Below are 17,342 nucleotides of genomic sequence, written 5' to 3' on the forward strand. Positions count from 1 at the left end.
GCCGCATCCGCTACGGTATACATCGGACTATCGCGATAAGAAATGCGTAAGAACACTTGTCATGATGCCGGCCAGCTTATCCACAGCGGCGCGCCGCTTTGAAACTTATCCACAACCCAACGGCGACCGGCCTTCCGCACTCAGCGCTCGCCCCTGCGGTACACCGCCGCGCCGGCTGCGTAGGTCGCGGCGATCGCGCGGTCGTCGCCCAGCATCATCTGCACGAACAGCGCCTCGGACAGGTCGCGGACATGGCGCATGCGGAAATCCAGCAACGGGGTGGAGCGCAGGTCCAGCACCGCCAGATCGGCCTCCATGCCCGCCTCGATGCCGCCCACCTTGTCCGCGATGCCCAGCGCCTCCGCGCCGCCGCGGGTGGCCAGATAGAAAGCCTGGGCCGCGGTCAGCGGCTTGCCGCGGGTCTGCGACGCCATGTAGGCGGCGTTCATCGTCTGCAGCATCGAGAAACTGGTGCCGGCCCCCAGGTCGGTGCCCAGCCCCAGCTTGACCGGCTTCTCCGCCTCGACGCAGCGGCGCAGGTTCAGGCTGCCGGAGCCGAGGAAGAAATTGGATGTCGGACAATGCGCCAGCGAGGCGCCGCTGTTATGCAGCATCTCTAGTTCAGCGTCAGACAGATGCACCCCGTGGCCGTAGATCGCGCGCGGCCGCAGCAAACCATAGCGCTGGTAGACGCCGGCGTAATCGCGGCAGCCGGGGAACAGCTGGCGGACCCAGGCGATCTCGTCCAGATTCTCGGCAATATGCGATTGGATGGCGATGTCGGGAAACTCCGCCGCCAGCGCCCCCAGCATTTCCAGCTGGCCGTGGCTGGAGGTCGGCGCGAAGCGCGGCGTGATCACATACTCGGCGCGTCCCTTGCCATGCCAGCGCTCGATCAGCGCGCGCGACTCCTCGTAAGCGATCAGCGGCGTGTCCAGCAACGCGGCCGGCGCGTTGCGGTCCATGCATACCTTGCCGGCCAGGATGCGCAGATCGTGGCGGGACGCCTCTTCGAACAACGCGTCCACCGACGCGGCGTGGACGGTGCCGAACACGCAGCCGGTGGTGACGCCGTTGCGCAGCTGTTCGCCGAGAAACACCCGCGCCACTTCGCGCGCGTGATCCGCGTCGGCGAAGCCCTGCTCGGTGACGAAGGTGTAATGGTTCAGCCAGTCCAGCAACTGTTCGCCGAAGGCGGCCATCATCTCGGTCTGCGGATAATGGACGTGGCAATCGATGAAGCCCGGCAGGATCAAGTGGTCGGGATAGTGTTCGATCCGCGCGTCCGGCGGCAGCGACGGCAGCAGTCCGGCCGCCGGGCCCCAGGCCGCGATGCGTCCGTTTTCCATCACCACCAGCGCGTCGCGCTGGAACACCAGGCAATCGCGCTCGGCTTCCCGGAACGGATTGCCCCGGAAAGTCAGCGCATCGCCGCGTACCGCTGTTTTCACACTCTGCTCCCGCCGCGCTGGGCGGCCTTCGCGCCAGATGGAAGTCGTTCAATCCGGCAATTATCTTCATATGAAGAATCTTTACATGTAAATATAGCTTCGTTCCCCTGCCGAAGCAAGCTGGCCCTGAATAAACGGCCAGGGTCTGATGCGCGGCAATTGTCTTTAGATGAAGATAGTATATTTTTAAGTCGTGATACTCTTGCGCCCGACTGGATTTGCCGCATTTACCTTTGCTCAGGAACCCGCAGCATGCAGCACGCACCCGACCAGATTGACCGCATCGTCGCCCTTTGGAACGAAGTCCGTCCCGACCTGGACACCTCAGCCACCCAGGTCATCGGCCGCATCGTGCGGATGGAGTACTTCATCACCCGACGGGTTCTGCAGGATTTGGCCCGCCATAATCTCAATGTAGGCGAATTCGACGTGCTGGCGGCGCTGCGCCGCGGCGGCGAGCCCTACCAGCTGTCGCCCAACCAGCTGCAGGGCATGGTGCTGATCTCGTCCGGCGCGCTGACCAACCGCATCAACCGGCTGGAAGAAGCCGCGCTGGTCAGCCGCTCGCCGGATCCGGACGACCGCCGCGGGGTGATCGTCACCTTGACCCCCAAGGGCTTGCAGGTGATCGAGGACGCCGCCGGCCACCACCTGGCCGCCGAAGCCGAGCTGATCGAGATGCTGGACGCCGACGAGCGCCAGACGCTGGCCCGCCTGCTGAAGAAGATGCTGCAGGCGCAGGAAGACTGATCCGGCAGACAGGCCGCCTTCCGGCGGCCTTTGTTTTATCCGTTGCGCGCCGGACCGTGCGTCAATCACGGCAAGTAGGCGCAACGCCGCCCGGGCGCTTCCCAGCCGCTCACCCCACAAGCAGCGCGCAATTGGCGGCCAATATCAGCCAGAACAATCCCCAACCGCAAACGCCGACCCAGCGCGGCGCGGCGTGCGCGCCCATCAGAGTTTTATCCCCCGTCATCCGCAGCAACGGCCACATCGCCAGCGGCAGTTGCAGGCTCAGCACCACCTGGCTCCACACCAGCAGCGGACCCACCGCCTGCTCTCCCATCCAGCCGATGCCGGCCGCCGCCGGCAGCAAGGCCAGCAAGCGAGTGATCAGCCGGCGCTGGTAGCAGGGAATGCGGATGCGCAGAAAGCCGTCCATGATCACCTGGCCGGCCACGGTGCCGGTCAAGGTGGCGCTCTGCCCCGCCGCCAGCAGGGCGACGCCGAACAACAGCGCCGCCAGCGAGCCGGCCAGCGGGCGGATCAGCTCGTGCGCGTCGGCGATGTCGGCCACCGCGGTGTGCCCGGCGGCGTGGAAGGCGCTGCCCGCCAGCACCAGGATGGCGCCGTTGACCAGCATCGCCAGCAACAGCGAGCCTATGGTGTCGATCCGGCACAGCAGCAGCGTTTGCCGCAGCGCGCCGTCCCCGCCGCCTTCCACCCGCCGGGTCTGCGCCACCGACGAATGCAGATAGAGGTTGTGCGGCATGATGGTGGCGCCGACGATGCCCAGCGCCAGCACGACGGCCTTGTCCATGCCCTGCGCCGGCAAGCTGGGCGCCAGGCCCGCCGCCACCGCCGGCCAATGGGTGTCCAGCAGCGCCAGTTGCGCCAGGAAGCACAGCGTGATGGTGGCGATCAGACCCAGCACGATGGCCTCCAACTGGCGGAAGCCCCGTCCCTTCAGCCCCAGCACGATCAGCGTGTCGAACGCGGTCAGCGCCACGCTCCACAACAACGGCACGCCGAACAGCAGCTTGAACGCCAGCGCGCAGCCCAGCACTTCGGCTACGTCGCAGGCGATGATGGACACTTCGGCGCTCAGCCAGTGGAGCAAACGCCCGGCGCGGCCGTAACGCGCGGCGCTGGCCTGCGCCAGATCCATGCCGGTCACCAGCCCCAGCCGCGCCGCCAGCATCTGCAGCAGCATCGCGGCGACGCCGGACAGCATCACCACCCACAACAGCTGGTAGCCGAAGCGCGAGCCGGCCTCGATGTCGGTCGCCCAGTTGCCCGGATCCATATAGCCGACGGCGACCAGCAGGCCGGGGCCGGCGAAGCGGCGCAGCCGCTGGCTGAAGGAGGCGTTCGGGTCTATGCGCACGCTGCCGTTGACTTCGGACGGGCAGAACGGCGCGGTGGCGGTGCGGGGAAGGGAGAACATGGCGGCCGGAAGGAGTCAGTCCTCCGGCAGCATAGCGCGGATCAGCGCTCGCGCGGAAGGCTGTCGCCGGCCATCTTCAACGACGGCGGCGCGGTCCACGCCCAGCGGCGCTTCCAGGCGCCGACCACCAGATCGGGGTATTCCGGCTTGCCCAGGCTGCCGTTGTAGCGGCCCAGCGCGCGGTACAGATCGCCGCGCTCGATGTCGAGATAGTGGCGCAGGATGGTGCAGCCGTAGCGCAGATTGGTGCTGAGGTCGAACAGATTATGCCGCGGCGTGCCGATGTGGCGCGGCCAGAACGGCATCACCTGCATCAGGCCGCGCGCGCCGGCGCCGGAGATCGCGTACTTGTTGAAGCCGCTCTCCACCTGGATCAGGCCCAGCACCAGTTGCGGATCGAGCCCGGCGCGGGTGGATTCGTACTGGATGGCGGTGAGCAGGCGCTCGCGCATCCAGGCGTCGGGAATCTTCTTCTGCAGCCGCGACGACATCTCCGCGAGCCAGGCCTGGCCCAGCCGCGGATCGTCGAACACCAGCCGGGGCGCGTTGACGTCGGAGATCGAGCGGCTCATCGCCGAGGCGACATTGGCCGACAGCGCCTCCTCCTTCTGCGCGCCGGCCCATGCTGGCGCATGCGCCAGCACAAGGCAGAACGGCAGGAGAAAAAGGAGGCTCGTCTTCATCAGGCCAGCTTGGAGAGGACATGCTCCAGAATAGCATCGGCGGCGACGGCGGTGGCTTCGCTGTCGCGGCGGTGCTGGTACTCGACCTTGCCTTCCTTCAGGCCGCGGTCGCCGATGGTGACGCGGTGCGGCGCGCCGATCAGCTCCCAGTCGGCGAACATCGCGCCCGGGCGCTCGCCGCGGTCGTCGAGGATGGCGTCCACGCCCTTGGCCAGCAGCTCGGCGTGCAGCTTGTCGGCGGCTTCCTTCACCGCTTCCGAGCGGTCGTAGCCCACCGGGCACACCGCCACCGCGAACGGCGCGATGGAATCGGGCCAGATCATGCCCTTGTCGTCGTAGTTCTGCTCGATGGCGGCGCCCAGGATGCGGGTGACGCCGATGCCGTAGCAACCCATCTCGAACGGCTTGGGTTTGCCATCCTCGTCCAGGAAGGTGGCGTTCATCGCGGCGGAATACTTGGTGCCGAGGTAGAACACGTGGCCGACCTCGATGCCGCGCTGGATCGCCAGCGCGCCCTGGCCGTCCGGCGACGCATCGCCTTCCACCACGTTGCGGATGTCGAACACTTCCGGCTCGGCGCAATCGCGGCCGAAGTTGGCGCCGGTGTAGTGCTGGTCGTCCTCGTTGGCGCCAATGACGAAATCGGCCATCTTGGCCACGGTGCGGTCGGCGATCACGCGGCCCTTGAAGCCCACCGGGCCCAGCGAGCCGGGATGGGCGCCGAAGGCGGCGCGGATCGCGGCCGGGCTGGCGAAGGTCAGCGGGTTCTTGATGCCGGCGATCTTCTGCGCCTTCACCTCGTTCAACTCGTGGTCGCCGCGCACCAGCATCAGCACCGCTTCGTCCTCTGCGCCCTCCACCACCACCGCCTTGACGGTCTCTTTGATGTCGATGTTCAGGAAGTCCACCAGCTCGGCGATGGTCTTGACCTTGGGCGTGTGCACTTTGGTCAGCGCAGCCGATTCGGCGGCGCGCTCGCCGGCCGGGGCCACGGCTTCGGCCAGTTCGATGTTGGCCGCGTATTCGGAGTTCGGACAGTAGACGATGGCGTCCTCGCCGGTGTCGGCGATCACCTGGAATTCGTGCGAGCGATCGCCGCCGATGGCGCCGGTGTCGGCCGCCACCGCGCGGTAGGTCAGGCCCAGGCGGTCGAAGATGCGGCGATAGGCGGCGTACATATTGTCGTAGCTCTTGAGGGCGTCCTCAGCGCTGCGGTCGAACGAGTACGCGTCCTTCATGGTGAACTCGCGGCCGCGCATCACGCCGAAGCGCGGACGGCGCTCGTCGCGGAACTTGGTCTGGATCTGGTAGAAATTCTTCGGCAGCGCGCGGTAACTGCGCAGCTCGCGGCGGGCGATGTCGGTGATCACCTCCTCGGCGGTCGGCTGCAGCGCGAAATCGCGCTCGTGGCGGTCCTTGAAGCGCAGCAGCTCGGCGCCCATCGCGTCCCAGCGGCCGGTTTCCTGCCACAGCTCGGCCGGCTGCACCACCGGCAGGCTCACCTCGATGCCGCCGGCGCGGTTCATTTCCTCGCGGATGATGGTCTCGACCTTGCGCACCACGCGCAGGCCCATCGGCATCCAGGAATAGATGCCGGCGGCCTGCTTGCGGATGAAGCCGGCGCGCAGCATCAGCTTCTGGCTGACGATGTCGGCGTCGGCGGGGGCCTCTTTCTGGGTGGAAATGAAAAACTGCGATGCGCGCATGGTGCGTCCTTGAAAATTCGGCTAAATGTAGACGATTGTAGCGTCGTCCCCGCCCCCCGGCCAAGCGCTGCCCGGCCGGACTCGCGGTTTTCGCCAGTTGTTGCAGTACAACAATCCTGCGCACAGCCCGCCGCGCTGTACTTGGCGGCCCCGCCGCTCTGGAGTAACCTGCGCGCTGCCGGGGTTTACGGCTTTTTTATTTTGCCCATGTCGTCGACAATGAGAGGGCATCCGGCCATGAACAACCCGGCCCCTCGCCGCCGCGCCTCCTCCGGCGGCGGCGTCCAACCGTAATGGAAGCTTATGCAGGATCACAATAAACAGGCGATGGCGGGCCTGACCCTGGCCGCGCTCGGCGTAGTTTACGGCGACATCGGCACCAGCCCGCTGTACACCTTGCGCGAGTGTTTCGTCAGCCAGAACCTCCCCACCACGCCCGACAACATCTTCGGCATTCTGTCGCTCATCTTCTGGTCGCTGATCTTCGTGGTGTCGATCAAATACGTGGCCTTCGTGCTGCGCGCCGACAACCGCGGCGAAGGCGGCATCATGGCGCTGATGGCGCTGGCCCGCCATTACACCACCCATGCCGCGCGCTGGAAGATCGTGATGCTGGGCCTGTTCGGCGCCGCGCTGTTCTACGGCGACGCCATCATCACGCCGGCGGTGTCGGTGCTGTCCGCGGCCGAGGGCATGGAAGTCCTCTCCCCCGGCATGGAGGCCTACGTGCTGCCGATGGCGGTCGGCGTGCTGGTGGGCCTGTTCCTGCTGCAGCGCCACGGCACCGCCAGGGTCGGCCTGATGTTCGGCCCGGTGATGATGATCTGGTTCGCCATCCTCGGCATCCTCGGCCTGCACCAGATCATCCAGCAGCCGGCGGTGCTGCAGGCGCTGAACCCGTGGCACGCGGTCACCTTCCTCAGCCAGAACGGCTTCCACGCCTTCCTGACGCTGGGCTCGGTGGTGCTGGCGCTGACCGGCGCCGAGGCACTGTACGCCGACATGGGCCACTTCGGCAAAACGCCGATCCGCCGCGCCTGGTTCAGCCTGGTGCTGCCCGGCTTGGGGCTGAACTACTTCGGCCAGGGCGCGCTGCTGATGAGCAACCCGGCCGCGATCAAGAACCCCTTCTTCCTGCTGGCGCCCGACTGGGCGCTGCTGCCGATGATCGCGCTGGCGACGCTGGCCACGGTGATCGCGTCGCAGGCGGTGATCTCCGGCGCCTACTCGCTGACGCGCCAGGCCATCCTGCTGGGCTACTGCCCGCGCCTGGAGGTGAACCACACCTCTGAGAAGGAAATCGGCCAGATCTACATGCCCTTCATCAACTGGGCGCTGCTGGTCGCCGTGCTGGTGGTGGTGCTCACCTTCAAGACCTCGTCCAGCCTGGCCGCCGCTTACGGCATCGCCGTCACCGGCACCATGCTGATCACCACCGCGCTGTTCTTCGTCGTCGCGCGCGTGAACTGGCGCTGGCCGCTGCCGCTGGCCCTGGGCATCACCCTGCTGTTCGGCGTGATCGACACCGCCTTCTTCGCCGCCAACATCCATAAAGTGGCCGACGGCGGCTGGCTGCCGCTGGTGATGGGCATGGTCATCTTCACGCTGATGAGCACCTGGAAACAGGGCCGCGACATCCTGTTCAAGCGCCTGCGCGAACAGGCGCTGCCGCTGGACGACTTCATCCACAATCTGGAAGCCTATCCGCCGGCGCGGGTGGAAGGCACCGCGGTATTCCTGACCAGCACCCTGCACGGCGTGCCGCACGCGCTGCTGCACAATCTGAAGCACAACAAGGTGCTGCATGAGCGCGTGGTGCTGATGACGGTGCGCACCGAGGACGTGCCCTATGTGGCGGAGGAGGAGCGGCTGGAAATCGTGCAGATGTCGGCGTCGTTCTGGCGGGTAATGGCCCGCTACGGCTTCAAGGAAGACCCGAACGTGCTGGAAGTGCTGGACATGTGCGCCAAGGAAGGCTTCCAGATGGAGCTGATGGACACCTCGTTCTTCCTGTCGCGCGAAACCATCGTCTCCACCGACCATCCCGGCATGGCGCGCTGGCGCGAGAAGGTATTCGTGTGGATGAGCAAGAACGCGTTGCGCGCCACCGACTTCTTCCAGGTGCCGACCAACCGCGTGGTGGAGCTGGGCGCTCAGGTGGAGCTGTAGCCCGACGTTTCGCCCAATAAAAAAGCGCGCCGATGGCGCGCTTTTTTCATCTCCCGCAGCGTCAGCGCGCCGCGGGCTGTCGCAGCCGGATCTGCGCCGACGACGACCAGGCCCGGCACTGCTCGTACATCGCGCAAAAGCTGGCCAGCCCCTGGGCGATGGTCATCGGCCAGATGCGCTCCGGCAGCGGCTGCACCCCGGTCAGGATGGGCCATTCGATATTGTCCGGCGGCATCAGGTCGCGCCGCTCGGTCGCCAGCAGGCGGGCGTCGGCCATCGCCAGCTCCGCCCGGTCGTCGCCGGACAGGTGCAGGCCGAAGCGCGCCTCCACCGCCGCGGTCAGCCGGTGCTGCAAGGGCGGGCTGTCCTGAACGTCGGGCCTCACCACCTCGCCGGCGTAGGCCTTGGCCGCGCCGTACAGCAAGCCCGCCAGCTTCAGCCGCGGCGGCAGCAGATCCGCCATCCTGACCGCATGCTCGGCCTCGCTGTAAAACTGGCGGCAGGCGCCGCCGAAGCGGCAGACATGCGCCAGATGATGGGCGATGTCGGCGATGTCGATGTCGTCCGGCTGGGGATCCAGCACGTTCAGATAGCGTCCCGACACCGTTTGTATGAATGCGCCTCTCATCGCCCCTCCCTCCCGCGGAGGCCGATGCCGCCGCGCAACCATCCCGCCGTCACTGATTTCATCCCTGTCATCCCTGCGCACAGCAATTATTTCGACTTGATCATTGATCAAAGCAATTTCAGCAGCATAAAATCCAAAAACTTAAAGCGGCTTCGCCAGAACAGGCTAAATAACCCGGATATTTTCAAACCGACATGGCCTTGATGCCAAAACGAGAAAATTCAAATCCATCCAGCGGAAGACCCTGAAAAACACACTTAGAACTATTCGGATTTATTTCTTTCAAAACAACAACTAATAATCCGGATATGACATAGATCATAAGAACTCAAATCTAGCACAGCTACCTGGTCTTTTTCCAGAAAAACGTTAAATACCTTTTGGCATTTACTCGCAAACCAATATGTCAAAACTTAAAATATTTATATAAGAACCAATTAAGCCAAATTCGAAATGCAGGCAAAAAATCTTTTCAAACCCCATTCTGTATTGCATGAATTCAAGCTCAACGCGCTGCGCAGAATCCGGGATCGAAAACTGTCGATCAGCGAACTGGCGCGCATTACCGGCATCAAGCAGTCCACGCTGCACCGCGGCCTGTTCGAAGACCGGGAGCTGACATTCAGCAACGCCCACGCGATCGGACATGCGCTGGACATCAATCTGGGCGGCGGCGAGCCCCCCAGGATGGCGCCCGTCATCACCGGCTTCGATCAATTGAACGCGCTGAGCGAGGGCAGGCAGCCGCTCTGGGACGAATTCATCCTGCTGGAGCCGGCGCTGGACGACACGGTGCTGGCCATAGACCAGACGCTGTTCCGCCAGCGGGTGTTCCCCCGCCGCGCGGTGGTGTTGCTGCAAACCGACCATCCCAAGCACGGCCGCCTGGCGTATCCCGACCACGGCGCGCTCAGCCTAGAAGACACCGGCCACGCCGCCATCGGCGCGGTCGCGGGCATTCTTTTCCGGAAAAACGCATGAAACTGCTCAAAGACCTGGCCGGCCGCATGCTGGCCTGCATCGATCCGATCGTGATCCTGTCCTTCCTGATCCTGATTTCGGCGATCGCCTCCAACCTGACCTCGTACAAGGTGGTGCAGGTGTTCGGCACCGAGGCCAGCCTGGGCACCTTCACCATGCCCATCATCCTGATGCTGCTCAACCCGATCGCCGAGGTCTACGGCAAGAAGCGCTCCAACCAGATCCTGTTCGCCACCTGCCTGGCCGAAATTCTGTTCGCCGTCTCCTTCACCGCGCTCAGCCAGTCGCAGCGCGACTGCGGCCTGCTGCCATTGGCCGACCACGGCCATTGCGAGGCGCTGAACCAGAGCTATGTGCTGATCAGCGAACACATCGTGCGCGGCTCGATCTCGTTCGCGATCGGCTGCCTGATCGGCAGCCAGTTCAACACGCGCTTCCTGCTGTACCTGAAGAATCTGTGGTCGAGCCGGCTGTACTTCATCCGCGACATCTTCTCGTCTGTGATCGGCGAGGTGGTGTACACCGCCATCTGCTTCATGATCGCCTTCTACGGCGTCTTTCCCTTCGCCACCATCCTGAAGATCTTCGCCTTCAGCCTGATGTTCAAGTTCTCGTCCACCGTGGTCCTGTCCTGGATCTCGCAATACATCGTGCTGCTGCTGTACCGCTACCAGGCCTGGAGCGAGGGCGATTCCGGCGGCCGCAAAGTCAAATTCTCTTCCCGGTATCTGCAAGTATGAACAAGATCAGGCTGCACTCCGTCGAAGCGCCGTCCACGAGCGCCCGCCCGCCGCTGTTCGCGCTGCGCTGCAACTACGACTACAGCGGCAAATACGCGCTGCATGGCCGCGCAGTCGAACGCGCCGCGCTCAGCGCGCTGCTCTTCGCCGACCGCGTTCTGCTCATCCCGCGCAGCCGCAACGGCGTCCGCATCGCCGAGGCGCTGGCGCCGCGGCTTGGCCTGCTTCCCGACGCCGCCGCGCCCGGCGCGCTCCGGCTGCCGCTCGACCCCGCCGCGCCGCTGGCATCCCGGCTGCAGCGGCTGCTGGACATCCCCGCCTGCTTCGACGCGGATCCGCGCTTCGGCCTGTACGGCTTTTTCTGCTATGAGCTGATCCACGCCAAGCTGGGCCTGGACACCGGCTTGCTGGGCGTGTTCCACCTGCCGGAGCGGCTGAGCGAGGACGGCGCCGCCATCGACCTGCTGCTGGACCCGGCCGACGCCGGCGGCGAGACCTGGCCGCTGGCGCTGGGCCCGCTGCTGGACGCCGACGATTTCGCCGCCGGCCATGGCCTGCCCTACGAGCGGATGTACGCCATCGCCAGCCGGCGCATCGCCGACGGCGGCCTGCGCTCGGTCAATCCCAGCTACGCGATCCAGCGCCCCTGCCCGCGCGACGGCTACCAGATCCACCAGGACCTGCTGGCGCGCAATCCCGCGCCTTACAACCTGTATTTCGACGGCGGCGACTTCCAGCTGGCCGGCTCCTCGCCGGCGATGTTCCTGCGCCTGCGCGACGGCCGGCTCTCCACCAGCCCCATCTGCGGCACCGTCGCGCGCGGCCGCGGCGAGGCCGAAGATCAAGCGCAAGTGGAAAAGCTGCTGGCGTCGGACAAGGACAGGTTCGAGCTGGAGGAATGCGTGAAGGCCGACATGCTGGCCAAGGAAGCGAGCTGCGAGGACATCCGCGTCGACATCGAACGGGAAGTGGAGCGCTTCGCCAATGTGTTCCACACCTCGGCCAGCATCAGCGCGCGCCTGAAGCCGGGCAAGACCTTGGCCGACGCGATCTGCGACCACCTGTGGCCGGCCACCGTCATCGGCACGCCGGTCGACGCCGCCGCGCGGCTGCTCGCGGCACACGAAAGCCGCCGCTGGTACGCCGGCGCCTTCGGCTATCTGTGCGCCGGCGAAGCGGAGCTCGGCACCATGATCCGCACCGCGCTGCTGGCGGACGGAAAGGCCACCACCCGGGTGGGCAGTACGCTGAGCGCGCACTCCAGCCCGCAGTTGGAGCGCAGCGAGCTGGAAGCCAAAGCCTCTCTGATCCTGGGGGTGTTGTGAGCGCCCTCACCATAGAGGACATCGATGCCGACGCGATCACGATACGGCTGGTCAACACCGCCAAGACTTACCTCGTGCCGCTGGACCGGGTAATCCGCTTGCAGTGCCTGCAGGGGCTGCCGCGGGATGAAATCCTGCTGGCCGGCGTGCTGGCCGGCAAGGTGGCGCGCAAGCGCCCCGCCCTCCTGGCGCAGTATGACTTCTCCGACGTCGCCGTCTCCGGCGACTTCCGGCCGCAGCATGTGGTGTTCGAGCGCAGCGTCGGCTTCCTCGCCGACGGCGACGCCCGGGTGGACCTGCCGTTCCGCGAGCTGCTGGGCAATCTGGACGCGATCTCGCGGCTGAGCGACGAGGCGGCGTTCTATCTGGGTTTCAGCTACGCGCTATTCGCGCTGCCGGGCGAGGATCTGGCCTTCGACGACCACCCCCGCCCCTACCTGACGCTGAAATAGCGGCTCAGAACCCCAGCCCGCTGTCGTCCTGGGCGCGGCGCCAGTCGAACCAGGGGCCGGGGTCGGTCTTGCGCCCCGGCGCGATATGCTCGTGGCCGGCGATGGCGGACAGCGGCAGCCCGCGCCGCAGCTCGCGCGACAGCGCCGCCAGCGTGCGGTACTGCGCCTCGCTGAAAGGCTCGAAATCGCAGCCCTCCATCTCCACGCCGATGGAGAAGTCATTGCACTTCTCGCGTCCCCGCCAGCTGGAGACGCCGGCATGCCAGGCGCGCTTGCCCACCGGCACGAACTGCAGCAGGTGGCCGTCGCGCCGGATGAAGAAATGCGACGACACCCGCAGTTGGTGCACGCCCTGGTAATAGGGGTGCTCGTCCGGATCCAGCCGGTTGGAGAACAGCTGCTCGACGCCGGCCCCGCCGTAACGGTAAGGCGGCAGGCTGATATTGTGGATCACCAGCAGCTCCGGCGCGCAGCCCGGGCTGCGTTCGTCGCAGTTCGGCGACGGCAGCTGCTGGGCGCCCTGCATCCAGCCGTCCGCGCCCAGCGCCAGCGCCGGCGCGGCGGACGGCCGGTAGACCAGCCGCCACAGCGCCAGCCCGTCGGTGGTGTTCCAGCGCTGCTCCAGCACGAAACCGGCCTTGTGGTACAGCGCGATGGCCGCCTGGTTGACCTCGGCGGTATCCACGCTGACGCGGTCCTCGCCCTGCAGCGCGCGGTTCAGCAGCCGATAGCCCCAGCCCTGCTGCAAATGCGCCGGGTCCACCACCGTGCGTTCGATGTGCATGCCGCCATCGGAACCGCGGGACGTCACCAGCAGGCCGCGCAGCTCATTCCCTTCGAAGGCGGCCAGAATGCGGTCCCGGCAAGAATGCAACGCCGCCAGGTCCGGCCACATCACGGGCAGGGCCGGATAATTCAGCCACTCCACCTCCAGCCGGTGCGCGTCCAGCTGCAGCCGCAGGGCCCGCCGCGCCAGCGCCGCGTCGCCGCGGGCCAATTCCGTCACTTCGAACGGCAACTCCATTTCATCTCTCCGTCATCTTCGGATCGGATCATCTCGTACAATTCCGGCTTGTGTTCCATCGCGCAAAGCGGTATCAAGAACTTGCGTCGCGCGTCGCGCGGGTGGAAAAGCGTCGCTCACCGCTTGAGGCGCATCATGTCCACGGCCCTGGCATGGCGGCACAATCATGCCAGAACCCACGCAGGAGACCATCTTCATGCTCACACTCGACACCTTGGGCAAAGCCGCCGCCGCGCCCAGCTTCGAACAACCGCTGGAAATGCTGCAGGCCTGTCACGACAAGATCCGCCGTTTCTGCGATCAACTGGACAAGCTGCCGCCCTATATCGAGGAGCACGGCGTCGACGACGCCGCGCGCAACACCATAGACGACGTGGTCCGCTATTTCGACGTCGCCGGCCCCGCCCATCATACCGACGAAGAGGAAGAGCTGTTTCCCCTGCTCGAAGAACGCCTCCCCACCGCCGCCTCGCGGCTGGAGCAGCTATCCGCCGAGCACGGCTACCTGCACTCCTGCTGGAACGCCATCCGCGACGACCTGGTCGCGCTGCGCGACGGGCGCATCCGCCAGATCAGCAGGACCGAGCTGCAGGAATTCGCCCGCCAGTACCGCGAGCACGCGGCCGCCGAGGAGGAATGGCTGTTTCCCGCCGCCGCCGGCGCGCTCAGCGCCGAAGAGCTGCGCCAGGCCGGCGCCAATATGGCCAGGCGCCGCCAGGCCGGCTGAGCCCGCCTCTGCAAGCGAAACGGGCTGCCCGCTTCCGCCGGCAGCCCGTCGCTGTCTTCACCCTTTGACTCGGCGGTCCGCTCAGGCGGTCAGCTTCAGCAACTGGGAGAAAGCGTCCTCGAACAGCTTCAAACCGTCCTGCTGCAGCTTCTCGCCGACCGCGGCCAAGTCGATGCCGGCGGCTTCCACCGCGGCCAGCAGCGCCTTGGCCTCGTCCATGCCCTGCGGCAGCGTCAGCGCGGCGTCGCCGTGGTCGCGGAAGGCGGCCATGGTCGCGTCCGGCACGGTGTTGACGGTTTCGTCGCCGATCAGGCTCTCCACGTACAGCACGTCGCGGTAAGCCGGGTTCTTGGTGCCGGTGGACGCCCACAGCAGGAATTGCGGGCGGGCGCCGGCGGCGCGCAGCTTGGCGAACTCCTCGCCGTGGAAGCGCTCCAGGTAGCGGGCGTACGCGGCCTTGGACAGCGCGATCGCCACCTTGCCCTGATGCGGCTCGGCCACTTGCGGATCCAGCAGGCTGTCGACGCGCGACAGGAAGAAGCTGGCCACGGCCTTGACGCCGGCCACCGGCTGGCCGTCGGCCAGACGAGCGGACAGGCCGGCGATGTAGGCGTCCCAGACCGCTTCCACCTGCGGCAGCGAGAACAGCAGCGTGATGTTGACGTTGACGCCTTCGCGGGTCAGCGTCTGGAACGCGCGGACGCCCTCGGCGGTCGCCGGGATCTTGATCATCGCGTTGGCGCGGCCGATCTCGGCCCATAGGCGGCGCGCGGCGGCCAGGGTGCCGGCCTCGTCGCGCGACAGCTCGGGCGACACTTCCAGGCTGACGTAGCCGTCGTTGCCCTGGCTGGCTTCGTACTGCGGCAGCAGCAGGTCGCAGGCCGCCTGGATGTCGGCCACCACCAGCTTCTCGTAGCGGGCCTCGGCGGACAGGGCGGCGTTCTGCTTCAGAACGGCCAGTTCGCCCTGATAGCTCGCGTCGCCGCTGATCGCCTTGTAAAAAATGGCCGGATTGGAGGTCACGCCGGCGATGCCGTCGTCGGCCAGCAGGCGGGCCAGTTCGCCGGAGGCGATCAGTTCACGGGACAGGTTGTCCAGCCAGATGCGCTGGCCGAAGGGACGGATGGCTTGCAAACGATTCATGGTGAGGCGTCCGGGTATTGCTTGAGATAAAGAATCCATCCTACCCCGGCAACGCCGCCGCGCCAAGAGGAGAGGCGCGGCGATTTGCGCTGGCTCAGGCGGCCTGGCTGTCGTTGCGGCGCTCGCGCGGGAACACCGCGCTGAACGTGCTGCCCTTGTCCGGCTCGCTCTTGATTTCCAGCCGGGCGTGGTGGCGGGCCAGCACGTGCTTGACGATGGCGAGGCCAAGCCCGGTGCCGCCGCTGCCGCGCGAGCGGCCGCGGTCGACGCGGTAGAAGCGCTCGGTCAGCCGCGGGATGTGCTCGCGCGGAATGCCGATGCCGGTGTCGGCGACGGAAAAACGCAGCTGCTCGCCCTCATCCTGCCAGGACAGGGTGATGCTGCCGCCCTCCGGCGTGTAGCGCACCGCGTTGGACACCAGATTGCCGAACGCCGAATGCAGCTCCTGCCCGCTGCCCCACAGGCCGGCGTCGCAGCAGCGCGCCAGCTTGACCTGGTGCCGCCCCTGGGACAGCCCCTCGGCCTCCACCATCAGCGTGTCCAGCATCATCTGCATGTCCACGTGCTCGGAGCTGACGGCCTTCGGGCTGTTCTCCAGCCGGGACAGCGCCAGCAGGTCTTCCACCAGGCTCTGCATCCGCCGCGACTGCTCCATCATCATCGGCAGGAACTGGCGCAGCGTGCGCTCGTCCACTTCCGGCATGTCGTTCAGCGTTTCCAGGAAGCCGCCGACCACGGTCAGCGGCGTGCGCAGCTCATGCGAAACGTTGGCGACGAAATCGCGGTGCACGGTCTGCACCCGCTCCAGCTGGGTGATGTCGCGGGTCAACAGCAGCTTGCGGGTGGAATCGAACGGCACCAGCTGCAGCGAGATCACCAGTTCGCGCGGCTGGCTGAAGCTCAGCGTCAGCGGCTGGCTGAAGCTGGCGTTCTTCATATAGGTATGGAAGGCCGGCTGGCGGATCAGGTTGAGGATCTGGTTGCCGACGTCGCGCTTGCGGTCCAGGCCCAGATGCTCCACCGCCATCGGGTTCACCCATTCGATGCGGTCGTGCTCGTCCAGCACCACCACGCCGTCCGGCATCGCCTCGCCGGCGTTGATGAAGCGCTCCAGCGCGTGGGTCAGCTTCTTCTTGCTCTGGCTCTGGTTGCGCATGGTGCGGTAGAGGATCATGAACACCGAGTGCCAGACGCCGAAGCCGTCCGGCACCCGCTCGGGCACCGGATGGCGCAGCCAGCGCAGCAGCAGCGCGATGTGGTAGAGGTTGAAAGCCAGCCAGCCGCCCAGCGAGATGGCCAGCACCAGCAGCGCGTCGGTCGCCGACGACAGCGCCCAGAAACCGGCGCTGACGATCAGGATGGCCGCCAGCCACAGCGCGGTGCGTTGCAGGAGTTCTCGCATTACTGCTGGACGGAGAAGCGGTAGCCGGTGCCGCGCACGGTCTGAATCAGGCTGTCGTGCTCGGTGCCCTCCAGCGCGCTGCGCAGGCGGCGGATGTGCACGTCCACGGTGCGCTCCTCGACGAAGACGTGGTCGCCCCACACCTGGTCCAGCAGCTGGGCGCGGGAGTGGACGCGCTCCGGATGGGTCATGAAGAAGTGCAGCAGGCGGAATTCGGTGGGGCCAAGCTCGATCACGCTGCCGTTGCCGGTGACGCGGTGGGTCACCGGGTCCAGCCGCAAGCCTTGCACGTCGACCGCGTCGTCGGTCATCTGCGGCGCGCGGCGGCGCAGCACGGCCTTGATGCGGGCCAGGAGCTCGCGCGGCGAGAACGGCTTGGTGATGTAGTCGTCGGCGCCGGTTTCCAGACCCGCGACCTTGTCCTGCTCGTCGGAGCGGGCGGTCAGCATGATGATGGGGATGTGGCGGGTGCGCTCGTCGGCGCGCAGGCGCTTGGCGACGTCGATGCCGCTGGCGCCCGGCAGCATCCAGTCCAGCAGCACCAGGTCGGGCAAGGCGTTCCTCACCAGCGTCAACGCCGCCTCGGCGGTGCCCGCGCGCAGCACATGATGGCCGGCCTGGGCCAGGTTGAAGGCGATCAGCTCCTGAATCGCCGGTTCGTCTTCGACAAGCAGAATGTTGGCGGCCATGTGGCTATCCTCGGGTTTGATTTTGCGGCAAGCATACAAACGCCAGATGACACTA

At 66.3% G+C, this 17,342-nt stretch carries 16 protein-coding genes and 1 pseudogene; 7 read left to right on the forward strand and 10 right to left on the reverse strand.

Annotated features, from left to right (window positions below; translation table 11 throughout):
• Positions 1-140 precede the first annotated feature (140 nt).
• Entirely contained in the window at positions 141-1,451 is a 1,311-nt protein-coding gene (gene guaD, locus VL52_RS06475) for a guanine deaminase (protein ID WP_046156274.1), read from the reverse strand.
• Positions 1,452-1,703: 252 nt separating this feature from the next.
• On the opposite strand from guaD, the gene VL52_RS06480 reads away from it, so the two are divergent.
• Positions 1,704-2,201, forward strand: a complete 498-nt coding sequence (locus VL52_RS06480; RefSeq protein WP_046156275.1) for a MarR family winged helix-turn-helix transcriptional regulator — start codon at positions 1,704-1,706, stop codon at positions 2,199-2,201.
• Between the two features lie 109 nt (positions 2,202-2,310).
• Here VL52_RS06480 and VL52_RS06485 read toward each other — a convergent pair whose 3' ends face one another.
• The 3 genes from VL52_RS06485 to VL52_RS06495 are packed head-to-tail and all read right to left on the reverse strand — an operon-like array spanning position 2,311 to position 6,007.
• Positions 2,311-3,618: an Nramp family divalent metal transporter gene (locus tag VL52_RS06485; RefSeq protein WP_046156276.1), complete on the reverse strand. Its 1,308-nt coding sequence runs from the start codon at positions 3,616-3,618 to the stop codon at positions 2,311-2,313.
• Between the two features lie 41 nt (positions 3,619-3,659).
• Complete coding sequence (locus VL52_RS06490; RefSeq protein WP_046156277.1) at positions 3,660-4,301, reverse strand: lytic transglycosylase domain-containing protein; 642 nt, start codon at positions 4,299-4,301, stop codon at positions 3,660-3,662.
• Positions 4,301-6,007: a proline--tRNA ligase gene (locus tag VL52_RS06495; RefSeq protein WP_046156278.1), complete on the reverse strand. Its 1,707-nt coding sequence runs from the start codon at positions 6,005-6,007 to the stop codon at positions 4,301-4,303. Before VL52_RS06495 ends, VL52_RS06490 begins: the two co-directional genes overlap by 1 nt.
• Before the next feature lie 303 nt (positions 6,008-6,310).
• Between VL52_RS06495 and kup the strand changes: the two genes are divergently transcribed.
• Complete coding sequence (gene kup / locus VL52_RS06500) at positions 6,311-8,176, forward strand: low affinity potassium transporter Kup (protein ID WP_046156279.1); 1,866 nt, start codon at positions 6,311-6,313, stop codon at positions 8,174-8,176.
• Positions 8,177-8,237: 61 nt separating this feature from the next.
• Here the strand turns inward: kup and VL52_RS06505 are convergent, their stop codons facing one another.
• Positions 8,238-8,804: a hypothetical protein gene (locus tag VL52_RS06505; RefSeq protein WP_046156280.1), complete on the reverse strand. Its 567-nt coding sequence runs from the start codon at positions 8,802-8,804 to the stop codon at positions 8,238-8,240.
• 489 nt (positions 8,805-9,293) lie between these two features.
• Here VL52_RS06505 and VL52_RS06510 point away from each other — a divergent pair, with 489 nt between their 5' ends.
• From VL52_RS06510 to VL52_RS06530, 4 genes are read left to right on the forward strand one after another with little or no spacing between them, the layout of a single operon-like run.
• Positions 9,294-9,785, forward strand: coding sequence for a helix-turn-helix domain-containing protein (locus VL52_RS06510; protein ID WP_046156281.1), 492 nt, complete (start codon positions 9,294-9,296; stop codon positions 9,783-9,785).
• Complete coding sequence (locus VL52_RS06515) at positions 9,782-10,525, forward strand: queuosine precursor transporter (protein WP_046156282.1); 744 nt, start codon at positions 9,782-9,784, stop codon at positions 10,523-10,525. Before VL52_RS06510 ends, VL52_RS06515 begins: the two co-directional genes overlap by 4 nt.
• A complete protein-coding gene (locus VL52_RS06525; protein ID WP_052729183.1) occupies positions 10,522-11,850 on the forward strand; it encodes a chorismate-binding protein in 1,329 nt (442 codons plus the stop codon). Before VL52_RS06515 ends, VL52_RS06525 begins: the two co-directional genes overlap by 4 nt.
• Positions 11,847-12,302, forward strand: coding sequence for a hypothetical protein (locus VL52_RS06530; protein WP_046156285.1), 456 nt, complete (start codon positions 11,847-11,849; stop codon positions 12,300-12,302). The genes VL52_RS06525 and VL52_RS06530 overlap by 4 nt, the downstream gene beginning before the upstream one ends.
• 4 nt (positions 12,303-12,306) lie before the next feature.
• Here VL52_RS06530 and ampD read toward each other — a convergent pair whose 3' ends face one another.
• Positions 12,307-12,852 carry a 1,6-anhydro-N-acetylmuramyl-L-alanine amidase AmpD gene (gene ampD / locus VL52_RS25310; protein ID WP_260799326.1) on the reverse strand — a complete coding sequence of 182 codons (546 nt, stop codon included), beginning with the start codon at positions 12,850-12,852 and terminating at the stop codon, positions 12,307-12,309.
• Positions 12,853-12,909: 57 nt separating this feature from the next.
• Positions 12,910-13,326, reverse strand: a pseudogene (locus VL52_RS25315) (GNAT family N-acetyltransferase); the annotation flags it as partial.
• Between the two features lie 196 nt (positions 13,327-13,522).
• Here VL52_RS25315 and VL52_RS06540 point away from each other — a divergent pair.
• Positions 13,523-14,053: a hemerythrin domain-containing protein gene (locus tag VL52_RS06540; RefSeq protein ID WP_046156287.1), complete on the forward strand. Its 531-nt coding sequence runs from the start codon at positions 13,523-13,525 to the stop codon at positions 14,051-14,053.
• Positions 14,054-14,134: 81 nt separating this feature from the next.
• Here the strand turns inward: VL52_RS06540 and tal are convergent, their stop codons facing one another.
• From tal to phoB, 3 genes are all read right to left on the reverse strand, one after another.
• Positions 14,135-15,196, reverse strand: coding sequence for a transaldolase (gene tal / locus VL52_RS06545; RefSeq protein WP_046156288.1), 1,062 nt, complete (start codon positions 15,194-15,196; stop codon positions 14,135-14,137).
• Positions 15,197-15,290: 94 nt separating this feature from the next.
• Positions 15,291-16,598: a phosphate regulon sensor histidine kinase PhoR gene (gene phoR / locus VL52_RS06550; protein ID WP_021475524.1), complete on the reverse strand. Its 1,308-nt coding sequence runs from the start codon at positions 16,596-16,598 to the stop codon at positions 15,291-15,293.
• The gene (gene phoB, locus VL52_RS06555; protein ID WP_021475523.1) at positions 16,598-17,287 is read right to left on the reverse strand and encodes a phosphate regulon transcriptional regulator PhoB; all 690 of its coding nucleotides are present in this window, start codon (positions 17,285-17,287) and stop codon (positions 16,598-16,600) included. The genes phoR and phoB overlap by 1 nt, the downstream gene beginning before the upstream one ends.
• Positions 17,288-17,342 lie beyond the last annotated feature (55 nt).

It is taken from the genome of Chromobacterium vaccinii (genome assembly GCF_000971335.1).
GTDB classification, from domain to species: domain Bacteria; phylum Pseudomonadota; class Gammaproteobacteria; order Burkholderiales; family Chromobacteriaceae; genus Chromobacterium; species Chromobacterium vaccinii.

What these genes read in the sequence shown, in the direction of transcription:
- VL52_RS06480 (WP_046156275.1), top strand. Translation starts at nt 1,704, where the DNA reads ATGCAGCACGCACCCGACCAGATTGACCGCATCGTCGCCCTTTGGAAC.
- VL52_RS06540 (WP_046156287.1), top strand. Translation starts at nt 13,523, where the DNA reads ATGCTCACACTCGACACCTTGGGCAAAGCCGCCGCCGCGCCCAGCTTC.
- VL52_RS06525 (WP_052729183.1), top strand. Translation starts at nt 10,522, where the DNA reads ATGAACAAGATCAGGCTGCACTCCGTCGAAGCGCCGTCCACGAGCGCC.
- phoR (WP_021475524.1), bottom strand. Translation starts at nt 16,598, where the DNA reads ATGCGAGAACTCCTGCAACGCACCGCGCTGTGGCTGGCGGCCATCCTG.
- VL52_RS06485 (WP_046156276.1), bottom strand. Translation starts at nt 3,618, where the DNA reads ATGTTCTCCCTTCCCCGCACCGCCACCGCGCCGTTCTGCCCGTCCGAA.
- VL52_RS06490 (WP_046156277.1), bottom strand. Translation starts at nt 4,301, where the DNA reads ATGAAGACGAGCCTCCTTTTTCTCCTGCCGTTCTGCCTTGTGCTGGCG.
- phoB (WP_021475523.1), bottom strand. Translation starts at nt 17,287, where the DNA reads ATGGCCGCCAACATTCTGCTTGTCGAAGACGAACCGGCGATTCAGGAG.
- VL52_RS06495 (WP_046156278.1), bottom strand. Translation starts at nt 6,007, where the DNA reads ATGCGCGCATCGCAGTTTTTCATTTCCACCCAGAAAGAGGCCCCCGCC.
- kup (WP_046156279.1), top strand. Translation starts at nt 6,311, where the DNA reads ATGCAGGATCACAATAAACAGGCGATGGCGGGCCTGACCCTGGCCGCG.
- VL52_RS06515 (WP_046156282.1), top strand. Translation starts at nt 9,782, where the DNA reads ATGAAACTGCTCAAAGACCTGGCCGGCCGCATGCTGGCCTGCATCGAT.
- VL52_RS06505 (WP_046156280.1), bottom strand. Translation starts at nt 8,804, where the DNA reads ATGAGAGGCGCATTCATACAAACGGTGTCGGGACGCTATCTGAACGTG.
- tal (WP_046156288.1), bottom strand. Translation starts at nt 15,196, where the DNA reads ATGAATCGTTTGCAAGCCATCCGTCCCTTCGGCCAGCGCATCTGGCTG.